Origin of the sequence: Streptomyces caelestis (assembly GCF_014205255.1) — a bacterium.
Classification (GTDB): Bacteria; Actinomycetota; Actinomycetes; order Streptomycetales; family Streptomycetaceae; genus Streptomyces; species Streptomyces caelestis.
Genome location: NZ_JACHNE010000001.1, coordinates 6756804 through 6777180 on the forward strand (window position 1 = coordinate 6756804; position 20377 = coordinate 6777180).

Annotated in this window: 15 protein-coding genes; 10 read left to right on the forward strand and 5 right to left on the reverse strand. The window is 72.9% G+C overall.

Annotated features, from left to right (window positions below):
- Positions 1-137 precede the first annotated feature (137 nt).
- The 3 genes from HDA41_RS30890 (at position 138) to HDA41_RS30900 (ending at position 4179) form a co-directional block, all read left to right on the forward strand.
- A complete protein-coding gene (locus HDA41_RS30890; RefSeq protein ID WP_184989754.1) occupies positions 138-1934 on the forward strand; it encodes a S8 family peptidase in 1797 nt (598 codons plus the stop codon).
- A gap of 300 nt (positions 1935-2234) precedes the next feature.
- On the forward strand, positions 2235-2882 hold the full coding sequence (locus HDA41_RS30895; protein ID WP_184989756.1) for a ScbR family autoregulator-binding transcription factor: 648 nt from the start codon (positions 2235-2237) through the stop codon (positions 2880-2882).
- Between the two features lie 112 nt (positions 2883-2994).
- The gene (locus HDA41_RS30900; protein WP_184989758.1) at positions 2995-4179 is read left to right on the forward strand and encodes a damage-control phosphatase ARMT1 family protein; all 1185 of its coding nucleotides are present in this window, start codon (positions 2995-2997) and stop codon (positions 4177-4179) included.
- A 1-nt stretch (position 4180) separates the two neighbouring features.
- On the opposite strand, the gene HDA41_RS30905 is transcribed toward HDA41_RS30900, so the two are convergent.
- Positions 4181-5419: an endonuclease/exonuclease/phosphatase family protein gene (locus HDA41_RS30905; protein ID WP_184989760.1), complete on the reverse strand. Its 1239-nt coding sequence runs from the start codon at positions 5417-5419 to the stop codon at positions 4181-4183.
- 181 nt (positions 5420-5600) lie between these two features.
- On the opposite strand from HDA41_RS30905, the gene cyc2 reads away from it, so the two are divergent.
- Both cyc2 and HDA41_RS30915 read left to right on the forward strand, forming a co-directional pair.
- Complete coding sequence (cyc2, locus tag HDA41_RS30910; RefSeq protein WP_184989762.1) at positions 5601-7796, forward strand: germacradienol/geosmin synthase Cyc2; 2196 nt, start codon at positions 5601-5603, stop codon at positions 7794-7796.
- Between the two features lie 317 nt (positions 7797-8113).
- A complete protein-coding gene (locus HDA41_RS30915) occupies positions 8114-8674 on the forward strand; it encodes a PDZ domain-containing protein (RefSeq protein ID WP_184989764.1) in 561 nt (186 codons plus the stop codon).
- A gap of 93 nt (positions 8675-8767) precedes the next feature.
- Here the strand turns inward: HDA41_RS30915 and HDA41_RS30920 are convergent, their stop codons facing one another.
- Entirely contained in the window at positions 8768-9523 is a 756-nt protein-coding gene (locus HDA41_RS30920; protein WP_184989766.1) for a metallophosphoesterase, read from the reverse strand.
- Positions 9524-9707: 184 nt separating this feature from the next.
- Here HDA41_RS30920 and HDA41_RS30925 point away from each other — a divergent pair, with 184 nt between their 5' ends.
- Both HDA41_RS30925 and HDA41_RS30930 read left to right on the forward strand, forming a co-directional pair.
- Complete coding sequence (locus tag HDA41_RS30925; protein WP_184989768.1) at positions 9708-10835, forward strand: aminopeptidase P family protein; 1128 nt, start codon at positions 9708-9710, stop codon at positions 10833-10835.
- 47 nt (positions 10836-10882) lie between these two features.
- The gene (locus HDA41_RS30930; RefSeq protein ID WP_184993871.1) at positions 10883-11875 is read left to right on the forward strand and encodes an aminoglycoside phosphotransferase family protein; all 993 of its coding nucleotides are present in this window, start codon (positions 10883-10885) and stop codon (positions 11873-11875) included.
- A gap of 42 nt (positions 11876-11917) precedes the next feature.
- Here the strand turns inward: HDA41_RS30930 and treZ are convergent, their stop codons facing one another.
- Complete coding sequence (gene treZ / locus HDA41_RS30935; RefSeq protein WP_184989770.1) at positions 11918-13663, reverse strand: malto-oligosyltrehalose trehalohydrolase; 1746 nt, start codon at positions 13661-13663, stop codon at positions 11918-11920.
- A gap of 174 nt (positions 13664-13837) precedes the next feature.
- Between treZ and HDA41_RS30940 the strand changes: the two genes are divergently transcribed.
- Positions 13838-14389 carry an FHA domain-containing protein gene (locus tag HDA41_RS30940; RefSeq protein WP_184989772.1) on the forward strand — a complete coding sequence of 184 codons (552 nt, stop codon included), beginning with the start codon at positions 13838-13840 and terminating at the stop codon, positions 14387-14389.
- Between the two features lie 186 nt (positions 14390-14575).
- Positions 14576-15943, forward strand: coding sequence for a M14 family zinc carboxypeptidase (locus tag HDA41_RS30945; protein WP_184989774.1), 1368 nt, complete (start codon positions 14576-14578; stop codon positions 15941-15943).
- Between the two features lie 88 nt (positions 15944-16031).
- Here the strand turns inward: HDA41_RS30945 and HDA41_RS30950 are convergent, their stop codons facing one another.
- Entirely contained in the window at positions 16032-17282 is a 1251-nt protein-coding gene (locus HDA41_RS30950; protein WP_184989776.1) for a M14 family zinc carboxypeptidase, read from the reverse strand.
- 178 nt (positions 17283-17460) lie between these two features.
- The gene (gene lpdA / locus HDA41_RS30955; protein ID WP_184989778.1) at positions 17461-18900 is read right to left on the reverse strand and encodes a dihydrolipoyl dehydrogenase; all 1440 of its coding nucleotides are present in this window, start codon (positions 18898-18900) and stop codon (positions 17461-17463) included.
- A gap of 87 nt (positions 18901-18987) precedes the next feature.
- On the opposite strand from lpdA, the gene HDA41_RS30960 reads away from it, so the two are divergent.
- Positions 18988-19938 carry a LysR family transcriptional regulator gene (locus tag HDA41_RS30960; protein ID WP_184989780.1) on the forward strand — a complete coding sequence of 317 codons (951 nt, stop codon included), beginning with the start codon at positions 18988-18990 and terminating at the stop codon, positions 19936-19938.
- Positions 19939-20377: the final 439 nt, after the last annotated feature.

The window sequence follows — 20377 nt, forward strand, 5'->3', positions numbered from 1 at the left end:
CCCCGAACGGGTCCGCTCCCCACACGCCCTGGCCGGCCATCGCGTCGCTTTTCGAAGCACCCCCCTCCGCTTCAGCGACGAAGCGCATCCACCGCCGCTCCGCCCAGCCCGGAGTTCGGCCACGAAAGGCAACGACCGTGCGTACCTCCCCAGAGCTCAGACGGAAGCTGATATCCGTCGCCGCCGTCTCCGCCGCCCTGCTGACCGCCGCCCCCGCCTCGGTCGCCGTCGCCCAGGAGACCGCCCCCCGGCCCGCCGTCCCGGCCGCCCAGACCGAGGCCGCCCCCGGTACCCCGGCCGAGCGGCTCATCGTCGGCTACAAGTCCGGCGCCAGCGAGGCCAAGTCCGACAAGGCCGCCGCCGCCGACGCCGCGGCCAAGGCCGAGAAGACCGGCGAGGACGTCGACTTCCAGCGCCGCCTCGGCACCGGCGCCGCACTCGTCGACCTGGGCACGAACCCCGGCCGGGCGGACGTCGCCGACGTCGTCGCCCAGTACCAGGCCGACCCGCAGGTCGCCTACGTCGTGCCGGACCGCCTGAACAAGCCGACGGCCGTCACCCCGAACGACACCGACTACAGCAAGCAGTGGGACCTGTTCGAGTCCACCGCGGGCATGAACGTCCCCGCCGCCTGGGACACCACCACCGGCACCGGCGTGACCGTCGCCGTCATCGACACCGGTTACGTCGCCCACTCGGACCTGGCCGCGAACATCGTCGGCGGCTACGACTTCATCTCCGACACCGCCGTCTCCGTCGACGGCAACGGCCGTGACAGCAACCCGGCCGACCCGGGCGACTGGTACAACGACAACGAGTGCGGCCAGGGCATCCCGGCCTCCACCTCCTCCTGGCACGGCACCCACGTGGCCGGCACCATCGCCGCCGCCACCAACAACGGCAAGGGTGTCGCCGGTATCGCCTACGGCGCGAAGATCTCCCCGGTCCGCGTGCTGGGCAAGTGCGGCGGCTACGACTCCGACATCATCGACGCCATCACCTGGGCGTCCGGCGGCAGTGTCTCGGGCGTGCCCGCCAACACCAACGTCGCCAAGGTCATCAACATGAGCCTCGGCGGGGGCGGCGCCTGCTCCACCGCCACCCAGAGCGCCATCAACGGCGCCGTGAACCGCGGCACCTCGGTCGTCGTCGCGGCCGGCAACGAGAACCAGAACGTCTCCAACGCCTCCCCGGCGAACTGCAACAACGTGATCACGGTCGCCGCGACCAACCGCGCGGGCAGCCGTGCCTCCTACTCCAACTACGGCTCGCTCGTCGACATCGCCGCCCCCGGCGGCGAGACCAGGACCTCCAAGGCCAACGGCATCCTGTCCACGCTGAACTCGGGCACCAAGACGCCGTCGAGCGAGAACTACGACTACTACCAGGGCACCAGCATGGCCACCCCGCACGTCGCGGGCCTCGCCGCCCTGATGAAGTCGGCCAACTCGGCCCTCACCCCCGCCCAGATCGAGTCGGCCATCAAGGCCAACGCCCGTGCGCTGCCCGGCACCTGCTCCGGCGGCTGCGGCGCCGGCCTCGCGGACGCCGCCAAGACGGTCCAGGCCGTCAAGGGCGGTACGTCCACCGGCGCGACCTTCTCCAGCACCACCGCCGTCGCCATCCCGGACGCCGGCGCGGCGATCGAGTCGCCGATCAGCGTCACCGGCCGCAGCGGCAACGCCCCCTCGGCCCTCCAGGTCGGTGTCGACATCACCCACACCTACCGCGGCGACCTCGTCATCGACCTGATCGCGCCGGACGGTTCGGCGTACCGTCTGAAGTCCGCCGCCTCGGACTCCGCCGACAACGTGAACACCACCTACACGGTGAACGCCTCCGGCGAGAGCGCCAACGGCACCTGGAAGCTGCGCGTCCAGGACACCGCGGCGCAGGACACCGGCACGCTCAACGGCTGGAAGCTGACCTTCTGATCCTTCTGAATCTCCTGGTCCTCCTTCGACGAGGACGCTGAACGGGCAGCTCACAAGCGGGCGGGCCGACCGGTGCGGATGGGGCACCGGCCGGCCCGCCTTTACGTGCGGCCGCACAACCCCCACAGTTAGATACCGAACGCGCTGTTTTCTTTCATCGGTTGCGATTGTTTTGCCGGATGTGCACCCGAAATCCGGCACACTGGTGGGGTGAAGGCCGTCTGAGGGTGAGTTATCGTGTACGGCGGGTAAAAACAAACGGCATGACCCGTTCATTTCTGTCCTGGGAGAGATCAGTCGATGGCGAGGCAGTTGCGAGCCGAGCAGACACGCTCGACGATCATCACGGCCGCCGCTGACCTGTTCGACCGTCGCGGCTACGAATCGACCAGTCTCAGCGACATCGTGGAGCACGCTCAGGTCACCAAGGGTGCCCTGTACTTCCACTTCGCGGCGAAGGAGGATCTCGCCCACGCGATCCTCGAACTCCAGTCGCACACCGCTCGCCGGCTGGCGGCGGAGACCGGCCATCGTGGCCACACGTCCCTGGAGGCGCTGATGCGCCTCACGTTCGGCATCACCCGCATGTCCGTCGAGGACCCGGTCCTCAGGGCCGGTCTACGGCTCGCCACCGGTGGGATCCGGCCCCGTCCGCCGCTGAGCCATCCGTTCACGGAGTGGCTGGACATCGTCACGGCCCGGCTCGTCGGCGCGGTCAAGGAGTCCGACGTCCACCCGGACATCGATATCGATGTCGTGGCCCACTCCCTGGTCTGTTTCTTCGTCGGCACCCGGGTCGTGGGCCGCTCCCGCGAGCCCGTCACGCGCCAGCCCCGCCGGACGGCCGAGATGTGGAGCATACTCATCCGCGGTCTCGTCCCGGTGACCCGCCGCGCCCGCTACCTGAGCCTGGCGGCCCGCCTGGAGCGCGAACTGGCACCGGTCTGACGGTTTCGAACGGACAATCCGAGCGGGCTCGGCCGGGGTGACGCGGTCGCGGTCGGCCGGGCTTCGGGCCAGGCCGGCCGGGACACGGCGCCCGCGCGTTACGGTGAGCCGCATGCCCGACACCTCATCCGCACCCGTGCTCCTCGGCAACCAGCCGGGCTCCTTCCCCCACAGCGTGCTCGCCGAGCGGCACCCGGCCATCATCCGGCAGGTGCGCGAGGCCTTCCCGTACGAACCCGGGCAGCACCGCGTGCTCGACGAACTGCTGGCGAACTGCACCAAGGGCGAGATCCAACCGCTCCCCGCCGACGCGCACGACCGCGGCCTCTGGGAGACCTGGGGGCTGCGCGCGTACACCGGCCGGTCCTGGTTCGACGTGCCGTGGCTCTGGTCCGAGAGCTGGTTCTACCGCCGACTGCTCCAGGCCGTCGGCTACTTCGGCCCCGGCCCCTGGCGGGGCATCGACCCCTTCCGCCCCTTCAAGCTCGCCGAACTCGACTCCCGTGAGACGGACGAGGAACTGGCCGCGCTCGACGACCTCGCCGGCCTGCCCGCCGGTGAACAGGCACAGGCCCTGCTGCACGGCTCCCTCTGGGGCAACCGCGCCGACCTCGGCTTCCGTCTCTCCGCCGAGGGCGCGCGGACCGCCGACGCCGCCCCCGGACTCGTCGCCGACGACAGTGACCGCCTGTGGGACCTGCTCGGCGACTCCGGCACGGGCACCCTGTGCCTGGTCGCCGACAACGCCGGCCGCGAACTCGTCCCCGACCTGCTCCTCATCGCCCATCTCCTGGCCCACGGGCGCATCGGACGGGCCGTCCTGCACGTCAAGCCCTACCCGTACTACGTCTCCGACGCCACCACCGCCGACGTCGTCGACGCACTGCGCCGGCTGACCGGTGCCGGGGGAGCGGCCGCCGCGTACGGACAGCGTCTGTGGTCCGCCCTGGCCGACGGCCGCCTGACCCTCCGCGCCCATCCCTTCTCCTGCGCCCCGCTGCCGTACGAGCAGATGCCCGGCGACCTGCGCGCCGACTTCGCCTCGGCCGCGCTCACCGTCGTCAAGGGCGACCTCAACTACCGCCGCCTGGTGGGCGACCGGCTCTGGGCCCCGACCACGCCGTTCCCGGACGTCACCGCGTACTTCCCCGGCCCGGTCGCCGCCCTGCGCACCCTGAAGTCCGACGTGATCACCGGCCTCGACGCGCGCACCGAGGCCGAACTGGTCGCGGCGGAGGACCAGCGCTGGCGCATCAGCGGCACGCACGCGCTCATCCAGGTGAGCACCCCCGGGTAGGTCAGACCACCCTCACGTCCTGCCACACCAGCCGGTGGTCCGACGTCGGAACCGTCGTGCCGTCCCCCACCAGCCGGTACAGGGGGTCGCCGGGCGTCGGCCAGAACACGCCGTTCGCGCCCGGTGCCAGCCCCCGGGACGGGATGACGTGGTCGACGCGCAGGTTGCCGGGCGCGGTGTCGCCGAAGTCGGCGGTGTCGTACGCCGGGTCACCGATGTGTGAGGCGTTCGCGCCGCCCTGGAGCCGGGCCGCCTCCACACCGCCCCTGCTCGCCGGCGGCTCGGCCGGCAGGTTGACCGCCGGGTGCTCCAGCAGCTGCCGCACGGCGTGGTCATAGCTGTCGCCGTCGTACGGATCGGCGTTGAGGTCGCCCGCGATCACGAACCGCGCCCCGGGCCGCAGTCCGCCGCGCCGGCCCCGGTCGTCGTACAGGTACGCGCCGCGCCGCCGCCCGCCGATGTAGTCGGCCCACAGGCGTATCTCGTCGTGGTTGCGCCGTCCGTTGCGGTCCTCGGGGCCGTCGAAGGTGGGCGGGGTCGGGTGTGACACCAGGAAGTGCACGGTGTCCCGGCCGATCCGCACGGGCACGTCCCAGTGGCTCTTGGAGGACAGGCGCAGGATCGCCCGGGCCTCGTCGCTGTAGTAGCCCTCGGGCATCACGTTGCCCGGCATGTCCTTCCACAGGAAGTGCTGGAAGGTGCGCACCGCGCGCGTGTCGATCGGGTACTTGGACAGCACGACCATGCCGTACTGGCCGGGGAACCAGCCGTACCCGTAGGCGTCCTGCCCGTAGGCGTCCGAACCGGGCGCCGTCACGGCCCCGTTCTTCCCGTCCAGGTCCACTCCCGTGGCCACGCCCGTGTTCACGGGCCTGGTGAAGCGGTAGGGATAGCGGACCGCGCGGGCCCCGCTCTGCCCCACCGCCAGGTAGTCGCGCAGGAACAGGCGGACCGCCGCGCCCTCGTCGTCGTAGTCGAACTCGTTGATCAGCAGCACGTCCGGGTCGACCCGCTGGATCGTCTCGGCGGCATTGCGTGCCTGGGTGTTGTCCGGGGTGGACAGGTCCCGGACCAGGGCGCCCTGCGCGGAGCGGTTCAGGGAGGCGTTGAACGTGGCGAACCGCACGGTGCGCCCCTGCCGCTCGGACGCCGAGGCGGTCAGGGCGGTCGCACCGGCCAGCGCCGCCCCCGCGAGCGAGGTGAGCGCGGCCCGGCGTGGCAGGGCTCGGGACTGCTTCATGGTGGACTCCGGGTGGACGAGAAGGAGGTGGACTGCCAGGGTTCGGGCGTAAGTCTGCGCGCGTAGAGATGAACGCCACAAGGCCCGGCGAGAACTCCCGCATTCATGCCCGATTCACGCGATGGTGTGATCATGTCCCGCCCGGCGGATGCCGCCGCGAGGCGCCGGGTAGGGCCCGGCCATGACGCAGCCGTTCGAACTCCCGCACTTCTACATGCCGCATCCCGCGCGGCTGAACCCCCACCTCGACGAGGCCCGCGCCCATTCGACCGAGTGGGCGCGCGAGATGGGCATGCTGGAGGGATCCGGCGTCTGGGAGCAGGCCGACCTCGACGCACACGACTACGGCCTGCTGTGCGCCTACACCCACCCCGACTGCGACGGCCCCGACCTCTCTCTCATCACCGACTGGTACGTGTGGGTCTTCTTCTTCGACGACCACTTCCTGGAGAAGTACAAGCGCAGCCAGGACCGCGTCGCCGGCAAGGCCCACCTGGACCGGCTGCCGCTGTTCATGCCGCTGGACCTCTCGACTCCCCTGCCGGAGCCGGAGAACCCGGTCGAGGCGGGCCTCGCCGACCTGTGGGCGCGTACGGTGCCGAAGATGTCGCAGGACTGGCGCCGCCGCTTCGCCGTGGCGACCGAGCATCTGCTGAACGAGTCCCTGTGGGAGCTGTCCAACATCAACGAGGGGCGGATCGCCAACCCCGTCGAGTACATCGAGATGCGCCGCAAGGTGGGCGGCGCCCCCTGGTCGGCGGGGCTCGTGGAGTACGCGACGGCCGAAGTGCCCGCGTCCGTGGCGCAGTCCAGGCCGCTGAGGGTGCTGATGGAGACGTTTTCCGACGCCGTGCACCTGCGCAACGACCTGTTCTCCTACCAGCGGGAGGTCGAGGACGAGGGCGAGAACAGCAACGGCGTGCTCGTCGTGGAGACCTTCTTCGGCTGCACCACCCAGGAGGCCGCGGACACCGTCAACGACGTCCTCACGTCCCGCCTGCACCAGTTCGAGCACACGGCGTTCACCGAAGTGCCCGCGGTGGCTCTGGAGAACGGCCTCACCCCCGGTGAGGTCGCCGCCGTGGCGGCGTACACCAAGGGACTTCAGGACTGGCAGTCCGGCGGCCACGAGTGGCACCTGCGCTCCAGCCGCTACATGAACGAGAACGCGCGCGGCAGCAAGCCGTGGCCGGGATGCAGCGGCATGGGCACCTCCGCCGCCGACGTACGCGCCCTGCTCGCCACGGCCGGAGCCATGGGGGCACCTCCCACGCCCTTCGGGCAGTGGGGGAGGCTGCGCGCCTACACGCACGTGCCGTACCAGAAGGTCGGGCCGTCCCGGATCCCCGACATCCGCATGCCGTTCCCGCTGCAGCTCAGCCCGCATCTCGACGCCGCCCGCCGGAACCTGACCGACTGGGTCAACCGCATGGGCATCCTCGGCGAGGGCGTCTGGGACGCGGACAAACTCCGGGCCTACGACCTCCCGCTCTGCTCGGCGGGCCTCGATCCGGACGCCACGCCCGAGGCCCTCGACCTCAGCGCGCAGTGGCTCGCCTGGGGCACCTACGGCGACGACTACTACCCGCTGGTCTACGGCCACCGCCGCGACCTGGCCGCCGCCCGGCTGACCACGGCCCGCCTGTCCGACTGCATGCCGGTCGCCGGCGAGGCGCCGCCGGTCCCCGCCAACGCCATGGAGCGCGCCCTGCTCGACCTGTGGCTGCGCACCACCGAGGGCATGACGCCCGAGGCGCGGCGCACCCTGAAGGATGCCATCAACGTCATGACCGAGAGCTGGGTGTGGGAGCTGTCCAACCAGCTCCAGAACCGCGTCCCCGACCCGGTCGACTACCTGGAGATGCGCCGCGCGACCTTCGGCTCCGACCTCACCCTGAGCCTGTGCCGGATGGGCCACGGCCCGGCCGTCCCGCCCGAGATCTACCGCAGCGGGCCGGTCCGCTCCCTGGAGAACGCCGCGATCGACTTCGCGTGCCTGACCAACGACGTCTTCTCGTACCAGAAGGAGATCGAGTACGAGGGCGAGATCCACAACGCGATCCTCGTCGTGCAGTCCTTCTTCGGCTGTGACTACCCGAGCGCCCTCGGCGTCGTGCACGACCTGATGAGCCAGCGCATGCGGCAGTTCGAGCACGTGGTCCAGCACGAACTGCCCGTTCTGTACGAGGACTTCCAGCTCAGGGACGAGGGCCGCGCCGTCATGCGGGAGTACGTCGAGGATCTTCAGAACTGGATGGCGGGCATCCTCAACTGGCACCGCGAGGTGGACCGCTACAAGTCCGGCTGGCTGTCCCGGCGCGCCCACGGCTTCCTCCCGGACCGGCCGCCCGCCCTGCCCGTGCCCGCTCTCGGCTGAGGCGGCACTTTCCGGCCAGATCCGCGGAACGGGACATAAGGGGAGGATGTCAATGTCATCTGCTGAAGCAAGGACGTCGGCATGCCACGGCCCTTCGCCGTGATGCCTCCGCAGGTGTTGAAGTTCGACCACGGCGGTGCCCACGGCGGCCACGGTGAGGGCCGCACAGGCTGATCGTCCCCACGACCACGGCTCGCACCGATGCCGGATCAGTCTCACTCGTTCGTGGCTCATCGCACGCCCGAGCACCGGGTAGAGCACCAGCCGTGATCGTTCCGCATCCGACGGGAGCGATCCGCGTCATCCGGAGGCGAGCCATGGAACAGACCGCGCTGAGACCCAAGCCGATGCCGGGGCAGGAGCCCGACGGGGCGGCGTCCGCGACGAGGTCCGGCCCTGCACGGCCCCGTTTGCACGCCGCCCGGCGCCGTGGGAGGCGGCTGCTCTGCGTGCTGTTCGGCGGGTTCATCGGCGCGGTCCTGGTCCTGTCCGGAATCAGCCTCGGCGCGATGGGCACCACGTTGATCGGCAAGGGCGGAGTCATCGATCCGCGAGGGCGTCACACTCCGCCGCCGCCCAGCCCCTCGCCGTCCGCCGCCGCGTCCGCGCCCGCCGCCGTGACCCTCGGCGTGCAGGTCATGGACGCCGGGAAGCCGGGGGCTCTGGTCGTCGGGCTCCACGTCCCCGGGCCGGCTCAGGAGGCGGGCCTGGTGCGCGGCGACCTCCTCCTCGTCTTCGGCAGGACGCGCATCGACACGGCGGCCGACCTGGCCCGGGCCGTCGCCCGCGCCCGCCCCGGCGCCGAGGTGAAACTGACGGTGCGGCACCGCAGCGGCGGCTACCGGCAGCTGACGGTCGTACCGGCCGTCGTCACGTGAGCCGATCGTCACGTGAGCCGATCGTCACGTGGGCCCACCTCGTCACCTAACCCACCTCATGACCTGAACCACGTCGTCACCTGAACCACGTCGTCACGTGACCACCCGGAAGTGGCTCGTGAGCCGCCCCGTGTCGTCCAGGACGTGGAAGGCGATCCCGGGCGGCGCGTCCCGGTCGGCGACCTGCTCGCCCTCCCAGGGCAGCCGCAGCGTCCATGTGACACCGGGGCCGACGACGAGCGGCCGTCCCGCGAAGGAGGTCGCGGCGGGGGTGTGCGCGTGGCCGGTGATCAGGCCGGCGATCTCGGGCCGGCGGGCCAGCAGTCCGGCCGGCCGGCCGGAGTCCCGCAACGGGCAGGAGTCGGGCAGCGGGTGGTGCAGGGCCACCGGTGGGTGGTGGAAGGCGAGCAGGGCCGGAAGACCGCCGTCGAGTTCGTCCAGGGTCGTCTCGATCCAGTCGTAGGTCTCCTCGTCGAACTCCCCGTCGTCGCTTCCGGGGACGCTGGAATCGCACATCAGCACGGCACCGTCGTCGAAGACCTGCACGCTGTTGACGGGCCCCTCGGCCCCTGGCAGGCCCAGCAGCGCCTTGCGGTAGGGCGCACGGCTGTCGTGGTTGCCCGGGCAGGTCAGCACCGGGAACGGGACGTCGCCGTCGCGCAGGCCCAGGATGCGGGCGGCCTCCTCGTACTCCGGCTCCGTGCCGTGGTCCGCGATGTCCCCGGTCACCAGCAGCGCGTCCACGTTCCCCGGCAGCCCCCACAGCCGGTCGCGCACCCGCTCGGCGCGCTCCGTCGCCCGCGCGCTCCCGTCCAGATGCAGATCGCTGATGTGTGCGAGTACGAGCACGGTCGTACGCCCCCTCGATCTAACGTCTAATGGATGTTGAGCATCTAAGCATTAGCTCTAATGCCTGAGCAATCCTCTGCCATTAGTGACGATGCTCGGGTGAAGTGCGCAGACCGCTCGCGCTGCCCCCTCCGGCCGGGCAGGATGCTGCCCGTAGCCCTTCGTCCGTCCCTGGGAGGCCTGGATGTCCGGAAGCACGGCCGCGTCCTTCACCGCCGACGACTACCGGGCCCGTATGGAGCGCGCCGCGCGGACAGCCGCCGAGGCAGGTCTCGCGGGCCTGCTGGTGGCCTCTGGGCCGGACCTGGTGTGGCTCACCGGCTACGCGCCCCCGGCGGTCACCGAACGGCTCACCCTGCTGGTCCTCGCCGCCGGACAGGACCCCGTCCTCGTCGTCCCCGCGCTGGAGGCCCCGGACGCCCAGAAGGCGGCCGGCGCGTCCGCCCTGACCCTGCGCGACTGGACCGACGGCAAGGACCCCTACGCCGCCACCGCCGCCCTGCTCGACGCCTCGGGCCGGTTCGGCATCAGCGACAACGCCTGGGCCCTGCACCTGCTGGCGTTGCAGCAGGCCATGCCCGGCAGCTCCTACGCGTCGCTCACCGAGGCCCTGCCGATGCTGCGCGCCGTCAAGGACGCTGCGGAGCTGGAGCTCATGACGGCCGCCGGAGCCGCCGCCGACGCGACGTTCGAGGAGGTCCGGAACGTCCCCTTCTCCGGCCGCCGGGAATCGGAGGTGGCCGCCGACCTCGACCGGCTGCTGCGCCGGCACGGACACGAGCAGGTCGACTTCACCATCGTCGCCTCCGGCCCGAACGGCGCCAATCCGCACCACGAGGCGGGCGACCGCGTCATCGAACGCGGCGACATGGTCGTCCTCGACTTCGGCGGCCTGAAGGACGGCTACGGCTCCGACACCTCCCGCACGGTCCACGTCGGCGAACCCACTGACGAGGAGCGCCGCGTGCACGACATCGTGCGCGAGGCCCAGGAGGCCGGTTTCCGCGCCGTGCGGCCGGGCGCCGCCTGCCAGGACGTCGACCGGGCCGCCCGCGCGGTCATCGCCGACGCCGGCTACGGCGAGTACTTCATCCACCGCACCGGACACGGCATCGGCGTCACCACCCACGAGCCGCCGTACATGATCGAGGGCGAGGAGCGGCCCCTCGTGCCCGGCATGTGCTTCTCCGTGGAACCCGGCATCTATCTGCCCGGCCGGTTCGGGGTGCGCATCGAGGACATCGTGACCGTCACCGAGGACGGCGGACGGCGTCTGAACACCACATCCCGCGAGCTGGTCATAGTGGAGTGACGCCACCGATGTCCCCCGCACGCCTCCCGAACGGCAACGGCGCGACCATGACCCAGGAACCGACACCCACCGCGGACACCGTCCGCCGGCTGGTCCGTTCCCTGCTCGAAGACGGCAAGAACAGCAAGAACAGCAAGGACGGTAAAGACGGCAGGGGCGGCGAGGAGACCGCGCCGGACAACGGCGGGGTCGACGTCCGGCCCGCCACCGAGGGCGCCGCCCCCGTCACTTGGTGGGTCGGCACCCGCCACGTGCTGCGCCTCGCCCCCGACCGCGAGGCCACCGTGCGCCAGCGCCGCGAACTGCGCCTGCGCGACCTCGTCCGCCCGCACGTCCCGGTGACGGTGCCGGTCAGCGTGGCGCACGGCGAGTGGGCGCCCGGCCTGACCTACACGCTGGACACCAAGGTGCCGGGCGGCTCGGGCGAGGACCACGACGTGTCCGCCGTCGGCGAGGCCGACCTCGCCGGGCTGCTCACGGGGCTGCGCGAGGTGCCGGTCCGGCAGGCCGAGACCCTCGGCGTGCCGCGCGCCGCGCCGCGCTCCCTGGAGGGACTGCGCCGGGCCGCCGTACGGGCCGCCGAACGCCTCGCCGAGGCCGACGAGTTCGACACCGCCCGCCTGAACCAGCTCACGGCGCCCGCCGCGGCCCAGCTCGCCGCCCAGTCCGGCTCGGCGGTCCTCACCCACCACGCCCTCACGGGCGGCCATCTCGTGGTCAGCGCCGACGGACGGGTGCGCGGCGTCCTCGGCTGGGCCGACGCGGTCGTCGGCGACCCGGCCGAGGACATCGCGGGCCTCGCGCTCGCGGTCGGCTCACCCGCCGCCGTACGCGCCGCCACCCTCGCCGGCTACGGCGCCCGCCCCTGCCTGCGCGGCCTGTGGGTGGCCCGCTGCGACACGGTCGTCCACCTCGCCGGGGCCCTCACGAGCCGGGACGCGGGCCGGCTCACTCTGCTGCGCACGCAGCTGCGCCGGGCCTGGGAGCCGATCCTGCTGGAACGGGTGACGGACCTGCGGGACACGGACGACGCCCTCTGACCGACCGGGCGGCAGCAGGGCGTCGCAGGCGCCGCAGGGACCTCACTCCTGCAGCAGCACCACACCCGACTCCCCGGGCACGTGCAGCACCCCGTCGGCCCCGGGCGTCTCCACCGGCTCCCACGCGGCCAGCACGCGCGCGTGCGGGACGCCGAGCGACAGCGCGGCCGGTTCCCGCGCCAGGTTCACGGCCACGAGGACGTCCCCGCGCCGGAAGGCGATCCAGCGGCGCTCCTCGTCGTAGGCGACCTTGGTGTCGGCGAGGTCGGGATCGGTCAGGTCGGGCTGCTCGTGACGCAGGGCGAGGAGCTGCCGATACCAGGCCAGCACGCGCGCGTGGGGCTCGCGTTCCGGCTCGGACCAGTCGAGGCAGGAGCGGTCCCGGGTCGCCGGGTCCTGCGGGTCGGGCACGTCCTCCTCCTTCCAGCCGTGCGCGGCGAACTCCCGCCGCCTGCCCCGCCGTACCGCGTCCGCCAGCTCCGGGTCGGTGTGGTCGGTGAAGAACTGCCAGGGCGTGCCCGCCGCCCACTCCTCGCCCATGAAGAGCATCGGCGTGAAGGGGGCCGTCAGGGTCAGCGTGGCCGCACAGGCCAGCAGCCCGGGGGAGACCAGGGAGGAAAGGCGGTCCCCCTGGGCGCGGTTGCCGACCTGGTCGTGGGTCTGGCTGTAGCCGAGCAGCCGGTGCCCGGCCACCCGCGCACGGTCCAGGGGGCGGCCGTGGTTCCGCTCCCGGAAGCTGGAGTACGTCCCGTCGTGGAAGTAGCCGCCGGTGAGGGTCTTGGCGAGCCCGGCGAGGGGAGCGCGCGCGAAGTCGGCGTAGTAGCCCTGCGACTCGCCGGTCAGCGTGGTGTGCAGGGCGTGGTGGAAGTCGTCGTTCCACTGCGCGTGCAGCCCGAGGCCACCCTCGTCCCGGGAGGTGATGAGCCGCGGGTCGTTCAGGTCCGACTCGGCGACCAGGAACAGCGGCCGGTCCACCTCGGCGGCCAGGGCGTCCACGGCCGTCGACAGCTCCTCCAGGAAGTGGAGCGCGCGCGTGTCCACCAGCGCGTGCACCGCGTCCAGGCGCAGCCCGTCGAGCCGGTAGTCGCGCAGCCACGCCAGCGCGCTGCCGATGAGGAACGCGCGCACCTCGTCCGAGCCGGGCGCGTCCAGATTCACCGCGGCGCCCCAGGGCGTGTGATGCCGGTCCGTGAGGTACGGCCCGAAGAGGGGCAGGTAGTTCCCGGACGGGCCGAAGTGGTTGTGCACCACGTCGAGCACCACGCCCAGGCCGAGTTCGTGGGCCCGGTCGACGAAGCGTTTCAGCGCCTCGGGCCCGCCGTACGGCTCGTGCACGGCCCACAGCGAGACGCCCTCGTAGCCCCAGCCGTGCGTGCCCGGGAAGGGGCACAGCGGCATCAGCTGCACGTGCGTGACGCCCAGTTCGGCGAGATGGCCGAGCCGCTCGGCGGCCGCGTCCAGGGTGCCCTCGCGGGTGTACGTCCCGACGTGCAGCTCGTACAGCACCGCGCCGGGCAGGGGCCGCCCCCGCCACTGGGCGCGCCACTCGTACCGCTCGTGATCGACGACCGCGCTCAGCCCGTCCGGGCCGTCCGGCTGCCGGCGCGAGCGTGGATCGGGCCGTACGGGACCGTCGTCCATCGCGAAGCCGTACCGGGACCCGTCGCGCGCGTCCGCCTCGCCCCGCCACCATCCCGCCCGTTCCGGATCGCGCTCCAACGCGCGTGTGACGCCGTCGCACTGGAGCGTCACACGGCCTGCCTGCGGTGCCCACACCTCGAACTGCACGGGCGGTTCCCCTTCGTCTGCTCACCGTGATGTAGCCCGTCCATGGTGCGTCAAAACGCGATCAATCCGCTGGCGCATCCACCCATTTGCGGCGGGTCTGGGCGAATGCGGGCGCGTGGCGGCCGTTTTCCCGTTTTCTGGACAGCCCGGCCGCGCTGCCCGACAATCACGAGCGTGACGTCGTCCTTCGAGTTCAACACGTACCCCGCGCGGCTGTCCGACGTGGAGCGCGACAGGGCGCTGAAGGTGCTCCGTGACGGCGTCGCCATGGGCCGCCTGTCCCACGACACGTTCATCCGCCGCATGGAACTGGCGCTCGCCGCCCGCCGCCCGGACGAGCTCGCCGTGCTCACCGCCGACCTGCCCACGGAGAGCCGGTTCTCCCGTCTGGTGTTCGGCACCGTCGAGGCGGTCTCCGGATTCACCGTACGGCTGCGCAGAGCCTGGCAGGCCGAGAAGTTGCCCAAGCTGCTGCTGCCCCACCCGGCGCAGGGCCATCCGCTGCGCATAGGCCGCGACCCCGCCAGCGGACTGCGCCTCAACCACGAGACCGTCTCCCGCGTCCACGCCGAACTCCGCCACCAGGGCGGCATGTGGGTCCTGCGCGACCTCGGCTCCACCAACGGCACGACGGTGAACGGACGGCGCGTGGTCGGCGCGGCCGTCGTCCGCGAGGGCGATCAGGTGGGCTTCGGGCGGATGATGTTCCGGCTGGCGGCCGGCTGACCAAAACCGGCCCGCGGCCGGCTGACCGGAAACCGAGCCATGCCTTAGCTCTGGCCTTGCATTTACCAGCTGTCAATCCGTGGGGAGTGGCTCAAAACCCGTTGCGCTCCGCGGTGTTGACGTACCCCTGAAGTCGTGACTGACTGTGTGTACGCCATGTACAGCTGGTGAAGCGACGGCGCCGCATTGGGGAGGTGTGCCCTGCCGCCCCTCCTGCGCTATCCGACCGTCGACGAACTGGGCACCCGGGCCGCCGCCCTCGTCGCCCGCCACCCGCGTAAGGCCCGGCTGCGCAGGATCGGCACGTCCCGCGCGGGCACGCCCCTGTGGCTGCTCTCCGTCGGCCACGGCAGCCGTCAGGCGCTCGTCGTCGCCGGCCCCCACGCCAACGAACCCGTGGGCGGCGCCACCGTGCTGCGCCTGGCCGAGAGGGCGCTGGCCGACGCGCGGCTCACCGAGGGCGCCGACGCCACCTGGAACCTGCTGCTGTGCCTCGACCCGGACGGCCTGCGCCGCAACGAGGGCTGGCTGACCGGCCCGTACGCCCTCGGCGAGTACTTTCGGAACTTCTTCCGGCCGGGGTTCCTGGAACAGCCCGAATGGCTGCCCGACGGCGCGGCCGGCGCCGCCCTGCCGGAGACCCGCGCCCTGCTCGACGTCCAGGACGAACTGCGGCCGTTCCTCCAGTGTTCCCTGCACGGCGTGGACGTCGGCGGCGGCTTCGTCGAGCTCACCGACGACCTGCCCGGCCTCGCCCAGCGCGTCGCGCACACCGCGGCCCGGCTCGGCATCCCGCGCGAGCTCGGCGCGTACGACGCCCTGTACTGGCCCGGCCTCGGACCCGCCGTCTACCGGATACCGCCGCCGCGCCGGGGTGACCTGGCCGCGGCCATAACGGAGGCCGCCGTCGAGTCGACGTGGCTCCACCCGCACCGGCACGGCACTCTCACCGCGGTCGTCGAGGCGCCCATGTGGGGCGTGGCGGCCGTGGCGGACGGCTCCCCGCCCGCCGACCCGGACGCGGTGCGGCGGGCCGTGAGCCGCACCCTGCGCGACGACACGAGGCTCCTGCGGCACCTCCTGGCCCGCATCCGGCCGCATCTCGCCGCCGTGCCCGACGCGGCGCGCCTGCTCGCCCCGGTCGACGACTATTTACTGGTCTGTCCCGGCCTCGCCGACGCCTGGGACCCCGACACCGGCGACGGCGCGGCCCACCCTCTTCCGGCCCTGAGCACCGCCCACCTCGCCGCCCTGCGCATCTCCGGGCGACGGCTGGCCCTGCGCACCGCCGGGCTCCTGCACCAGCTCGTGCGGGCTGCCGGCCACGACCCGGCCGGGGCGCTGCCGGAGCTGGACCGGCTGATCGACGAGTGGTGCGCCGACTACCGCGACGGCTGCGGGGCGCGCTGGATCCCGGTGGCACGCCAGGCCGAGTACCAGGCACGGGTCGTGCTCGCCGCCTTCGAACTGGCCGGGCGGCACGAGCGCGCGTCCTCCCGCTCGGGCGAGCCGGGGCGGGAGTCAGGGGCGGCGGTGCCGATGCAGCGGGAGTGACGCCCTCGGTGACGGCGCGGAGGGGGCCGGTGCTCGCCTCCGGCCGCCAGCTACCGGCCACCGGGGATCCGTGACGTCGCAGGGGCGTCTACGACGCCCCCTCGCGCGCGTGCAGCGCCGCGGCGACCACCGTGCGGGACTGGTGCTCGATCTGGTGCTCCAACGGCACCCAGCGGGCGCGGAAACGTTCCGCGAAAGCGTCGCTCCAGGTCGCCACGAGCTCCTCCAGCTGCTCGGCCGCCCGGTCGTCGGTCCCGCGCAGCACCCGCCGCAGCATCGCCGCCGCCCGCAACGGCACGCGGCGCGCGAACGCGTCCACGCTGCCGACGTACGCCCGGGTGCGGTCGGCGGGCGGGGTGCGCACCAGGTCGTCGGCCAGCCCCGGCACCAGCGCCAGCCCCCACCGCGCGGCCCGCAGCAACGGCCCGTCCAGGTCCGTGAGCCGGGGCAGCGCGCCGTCGAGCACCCGCGTCACCTCCAGCGCGTCCCGTTGCAGCCGGCGCGCGAGGCGCCCTATCGCCGCCGCCGGAGCCGGATGCGGAGCCGGATCGTCCACCAGGTCGCTCGCCCACATCGGCACCTCGACCACCGCGGTCAGACCGCCGTACCGGTGGGCGTGGTACCAGGTGCTGTGCCGCGCGTCGTCCGGCAGGCTCGGGTACGCGGGCCCCGTCCCCGGCGCGGGCATGACGTGCACCCCCGGCCCGGAGGCGGGCCAGCCCGCGGCGTCCGAGGCGCCGGTCTCCACCGGGATGTGCAGCTCCGCCGCGGACTTGGCGAACGGCTCGGCCAGCCCGGGCACGTCCTTCGTCAGCTGCACCCAGCTGCCGCCCAGGTCCGTGCCGTGCAGGGTCACCTGGAGGTAGGGGCGCAGCTCGTCGATGACGCCGGTCAGGGTCCGGGTCTCGGGCGGCAGCCGGTCGGGCGGCAGCAGGGACGGCGCCCACTCCGGCTGCTCCGGGCCCGCGGGGCGGAAGAAGCCGAGGTGGTAGTCGAACAGGCTGCGCGGCGCCGGCGTCACGTGCAGGCTCGCTCCGTCGGGGTCCGCGCACAGCAGGAAGTGCCAGGATATGCCGTCGCGCAACTCCCGCTCCTGCAGCGCCCGTCGGGCCAGCGCGAGCAGTGTGCAGGAGCCGGTCGGCTCGTTGGCGTGGGCGCCCGCGACCACCAGCACGGCGCGGCGGGCGCGCCCCACCGACAGCAGGTACAAAGGTCTGCCCGCGCGCGAGGCACCCACCTGCCGCAGGGTGCACACCCCGGGTCGGTGAGCGGCCAGCTCCCGGGCAGCGGAGACCTGTTCGGCCACTGTCGGGTAGCGCATCTCCGGCAGGACACTCACCCCCGTCATATCCACCCGAGTTCGCCATCGCAGTACCCCACGGCCATGGTGCGGTGTCAAGGGCGCGATGGGGGAGGCTCCAGGGGGCGCCCGGAAGCATGGGCGGCTGGTGCGCAGCAGGGCGCCCTGGACGGTGTGCCGCCGCCACCGCCGGCGGCGTGGCGTCACCGGCGCGGTGTCACTGTTGGTGCAGCCCGCGTCCGGCCAGGGTCAGGAACACCTCGCCGACCGCCTCCGACAGGGTCGGGTGCGGGTGGACGTGCCCGGCCACGTCGGACGGCTCCGCGTCCCAGCCGACGATCAGCTGGCTCTCCGCGATCATCTCCGACACGTGCGGTCCCACCAGGTGCACGCCCAGCACGCGTCCGCCGCCGGTCTCGGTGACGACCTTCACCATGCCGCCCTGCCCGTGCACCATGCCCTTCGCGACGGCGGTCAGCGGCATGCTGTTGATCTGCACCTCGTGCCCACGCGCGCGTGCCTCGGCCTCGCTCAGACCCACGGCCGCGGTCTGCGGCGACGAGTACGTGACCCGGGGAACGGCCGCGTAGTCCACGGGCGCGGACGGCACGCCCGCCAGCGTCTCGGCCACCAGCAGGCCTTCCGCGAACGACGCGTGGGCCAGTCCGAGCGACGGCGGCGGCAGCAGGTCGCCCACGACGTGGACGCCGGGCACGGCCGTCTCCAGCCGGTCCCAGTCGGCCGGTACGACGAAACCGCGCCCGTCCGTGGTGAGGCCCGCGGCGGCCACGTCCAGGCCGTCGGTGACCGGGGCCCGCCCGACCGCCACGAGCAGCCGTTCGGCCTCGACCGCGAGGGTCTCGCCCCGGGCGGTACGCACGCGTGCGCGTACCCCGTCGTCGAGGACCTCGGCGTCCAGGAGCCGGGAGCCGGTCCTCACGTCGATGCCGCGCTTCTTCAGGCCGCGGGTCAGATGCCGGCTCACATCGGCGTCCTCCAGCGGCACGATCCGGTCGGCGGCCTCCACGAGGGTGACGTCGGCGCCGAGGGAGCGGTGGAACGAGGCGTACTCCACACCGATCGCACCGCCCCCGAGCACCAGCACGGACGCCGGGAGTCCGGGCGCGAACAGGGCGTCGTCGCTCGTCACCACGCGCCACCCGTCCGGTGTGAGCCCCGGGAGCGTGCGTGGCCGTGAGCCGGTCGCGAGCACGAGCCCACGGCGCGCGGAGAGGTCATAGGCGCCGGGTTCGCCGTCCACGCCAGGTTCGCCGTCCACGCCCTCGACCCGCACCGAGCGCGGCCCCGTCAGCCGCGCGCTGCCCCTCACCACCCGCACGCCCGCGTGCGCGAGATGCGCCTCCACGCCCCTGTGGTTGCGGGCCACGATGTCGTCGCGCGTGGCCACCAGGGCCGGCCAGTCGACGGCGTCCAGCGTCGCCTTCACGCCCCAGCGCTCGCGTGCCTCGGCGATGCCGTCGACGAGTTCGGCGGCGTGCAGCATCGCCTTGCTCGGGATGCAGCCGCGGTGCAGACACGTCCCGCCGACCTTGTCCCGCTCGACGAGCACGACGTCCAGCCCGAGGGCCGCGGCGCGCAGGGCGGTGCTGTAGCCGCCCGTGCCGCCGCCGATGACGATGACGTCCGGTGAGTTCATGCCCTCAGCCTCCGGCCGGCCCTTGCCATGAGTCCAAGGCAATGTTCTTGTGGAATCGATGCAGGGCGTTTATGGGAGGGGCCGTCCATGAGCCTGCGGCAGATGGAGTACTTCCTGACGGTCGTCGAGGAGGCGTCCTTCACTCGCGCGGCCGAGCTCCTGCACGTCTCGCAGCCCGCGCTCTCCCACCAGATCAAGGCCCTGGAGCGGTCGGTCGGCGGCGCGCTGCTGGAGCGCATGCCGCGCGGGGTGCGCCTGACCCCGATGGGACGCGCCTTCCGGCCGCACGCCGAACTCGCCGTGCGCAGCGCCGCGCAGGCCCGTCGCGCGGCCCGCGCCGCCGCCGGTGCCGAGGGCGGTGAACTGCATATCGCCGCCGTCCACTCCGTCGCGGTCGGCGTCCTCCCGGACGTCTTCGCCCGCTGGCACGCCGCCCATCCCCGCGTACTGCTGCACCTCCACGAGTACGCCTCCTCGCAGGCTCTGGAGGAACAGGTCGAGCGGGGCGCGGCCGACCTCGCCGTCGGCCCGGCGCCCGCCGACTGGCCGGGGACCGTCGTGCCGGTCGGTGAGGAGGGCATCGTCCTCGTGGTGCCCTTCGACGACCGTTTCGCCGGCCGTACGACGGTGACGCTGTCCGAACTCGCCGACCGCCCCTGGGTGCGCTGTGCCATGGAACCCGTCGTCCAGGGCGAGCGTTTCCTCGACTGGGCCGGCGGCCGGGCCGGATTCACCCCGCGCACCGCCGTGTTCACCGAGCACAGCTCCACGGCGGTACGGATGGCCGCCGCCGGGGTCGGCGTCTGCGCCGTGCCCTCGCACCTCGTGCGCGACGCGGTCGGCGACGGCTGCGTCGTCCTCACCCCCGACCCGCCGTGGAAACGCACGCTGACGGTCTTCTCCCGCCTGCCACCGACCGGGGCCGCCGAGGCCTTCGTGAACCTGCTGCGGTCGGTGTGGCCCCACGCGCGTGCCGCTCCCGCCTCGCCGCTGCGCGCGTACCAGGACTGTCCTGAGGACGGATCCGCGGTCGCCTGACCAGGGCACGGCCGGGCGGGATAGGGGGCGGCCACGCGCGCGTGACGCCGCGACGCCAAGGGCGCCCCGGCGCCAGGCCACGCGCGTTCGCCGGGGTGTGCTGCCCGCGTACGCCCTAGCCATGCCGCGCTCCGCACGCCCGCCTGGCGTGTCGCGCTGCCGCGACTCGCACACCCAGCTCGCCTGCCGGCGTGCGGTGCCGAGCGTCCTCGCTCGCCTTGTTGCGGTGCGGTGCCTCCTGTGCTCGCTTGCCGTGCCGGGCTGTCACACCTCGCAGGCCCGCTTGTCGTGCCGGGCTGTCGCCCCTCGCACGCCCACGCGCCATGACGCGTCCCACACGCCGCCTGCCGGCGTGCGGGGCCTCGCGTGCCGCCGACTCTGCGTGCTGCCGTGCTCCCCGCATGCTCGCTCGCCCGGCCGCGCCGTACATCCGCCCGGC

Excerpts from the sequence above, each read along its gene's own strand:
- HDA41_RS30895 (WP_184989756.1), top strand. The coding sequence starts at position 2,235 with ATGGCGAGGCAGTTGCGAGCCGAGCAGACACGCTCGACGATCATCACG.
- HDA41_RS30900 (WP_184989758.1), top strand. The coding sequence starts at position 2,995 with ATGCCCGACACCTCATCCGCACCCGTGCTCCTCGGCAACCAGCCGGGC.
- HDA41_RS30905 (WP_184989760.1), bottom strand. The coding sequence starts at position 5,419 with ATGAAGCAGTCCCGAGCCCTGCCACGCCGGGCCGCGCTCACCTCGCTC.
- cyc2 (WP_184989762.1), top strand. The coding sequence starts at position 5,601 with ATGACGCAGCCGTTCGAACTCCCGCACTTCTACATGCCGCATCCCGCG.
- HDA41_RS30915 (WP_184989764.1), top strand. The coding sequence starts at position 8,114 with ATGGAACAGACCGCGCTGAGACCCAAGCCGATGCCGGGGCAGGAGCCC.
- HDA41_RS30925 (WP_184989768.1), top strand. The coding sequence starts at position 9,708 with ATGTCCGGAAGCACGGCCGCGTCCTTCACCGCCGACGACTACCGGGCC.
- HDA41_RS30930 (WP_184993871.1), top strand. The coding sequence starts at position 10,883 with ATGACCCAGGAACCGACACCCACCGCGGACACCGTCCGCCGGCTGGTC.
- lpdA (WP_184989778.1), bottom strand. The coding sequence starts at position 18,900 with ATGAACTCACCGGACGTCATCGTCATCGGCGGCGGCACGGGCGGCTAC.
- HDA41_RS30960 (WP_184989780.1), top strand. The coding sequence starts at position 18,988 with ATGAGCCTGCGGCAGATGGAGTACTTCCTGACGGTCGTCGAGGAGGCG.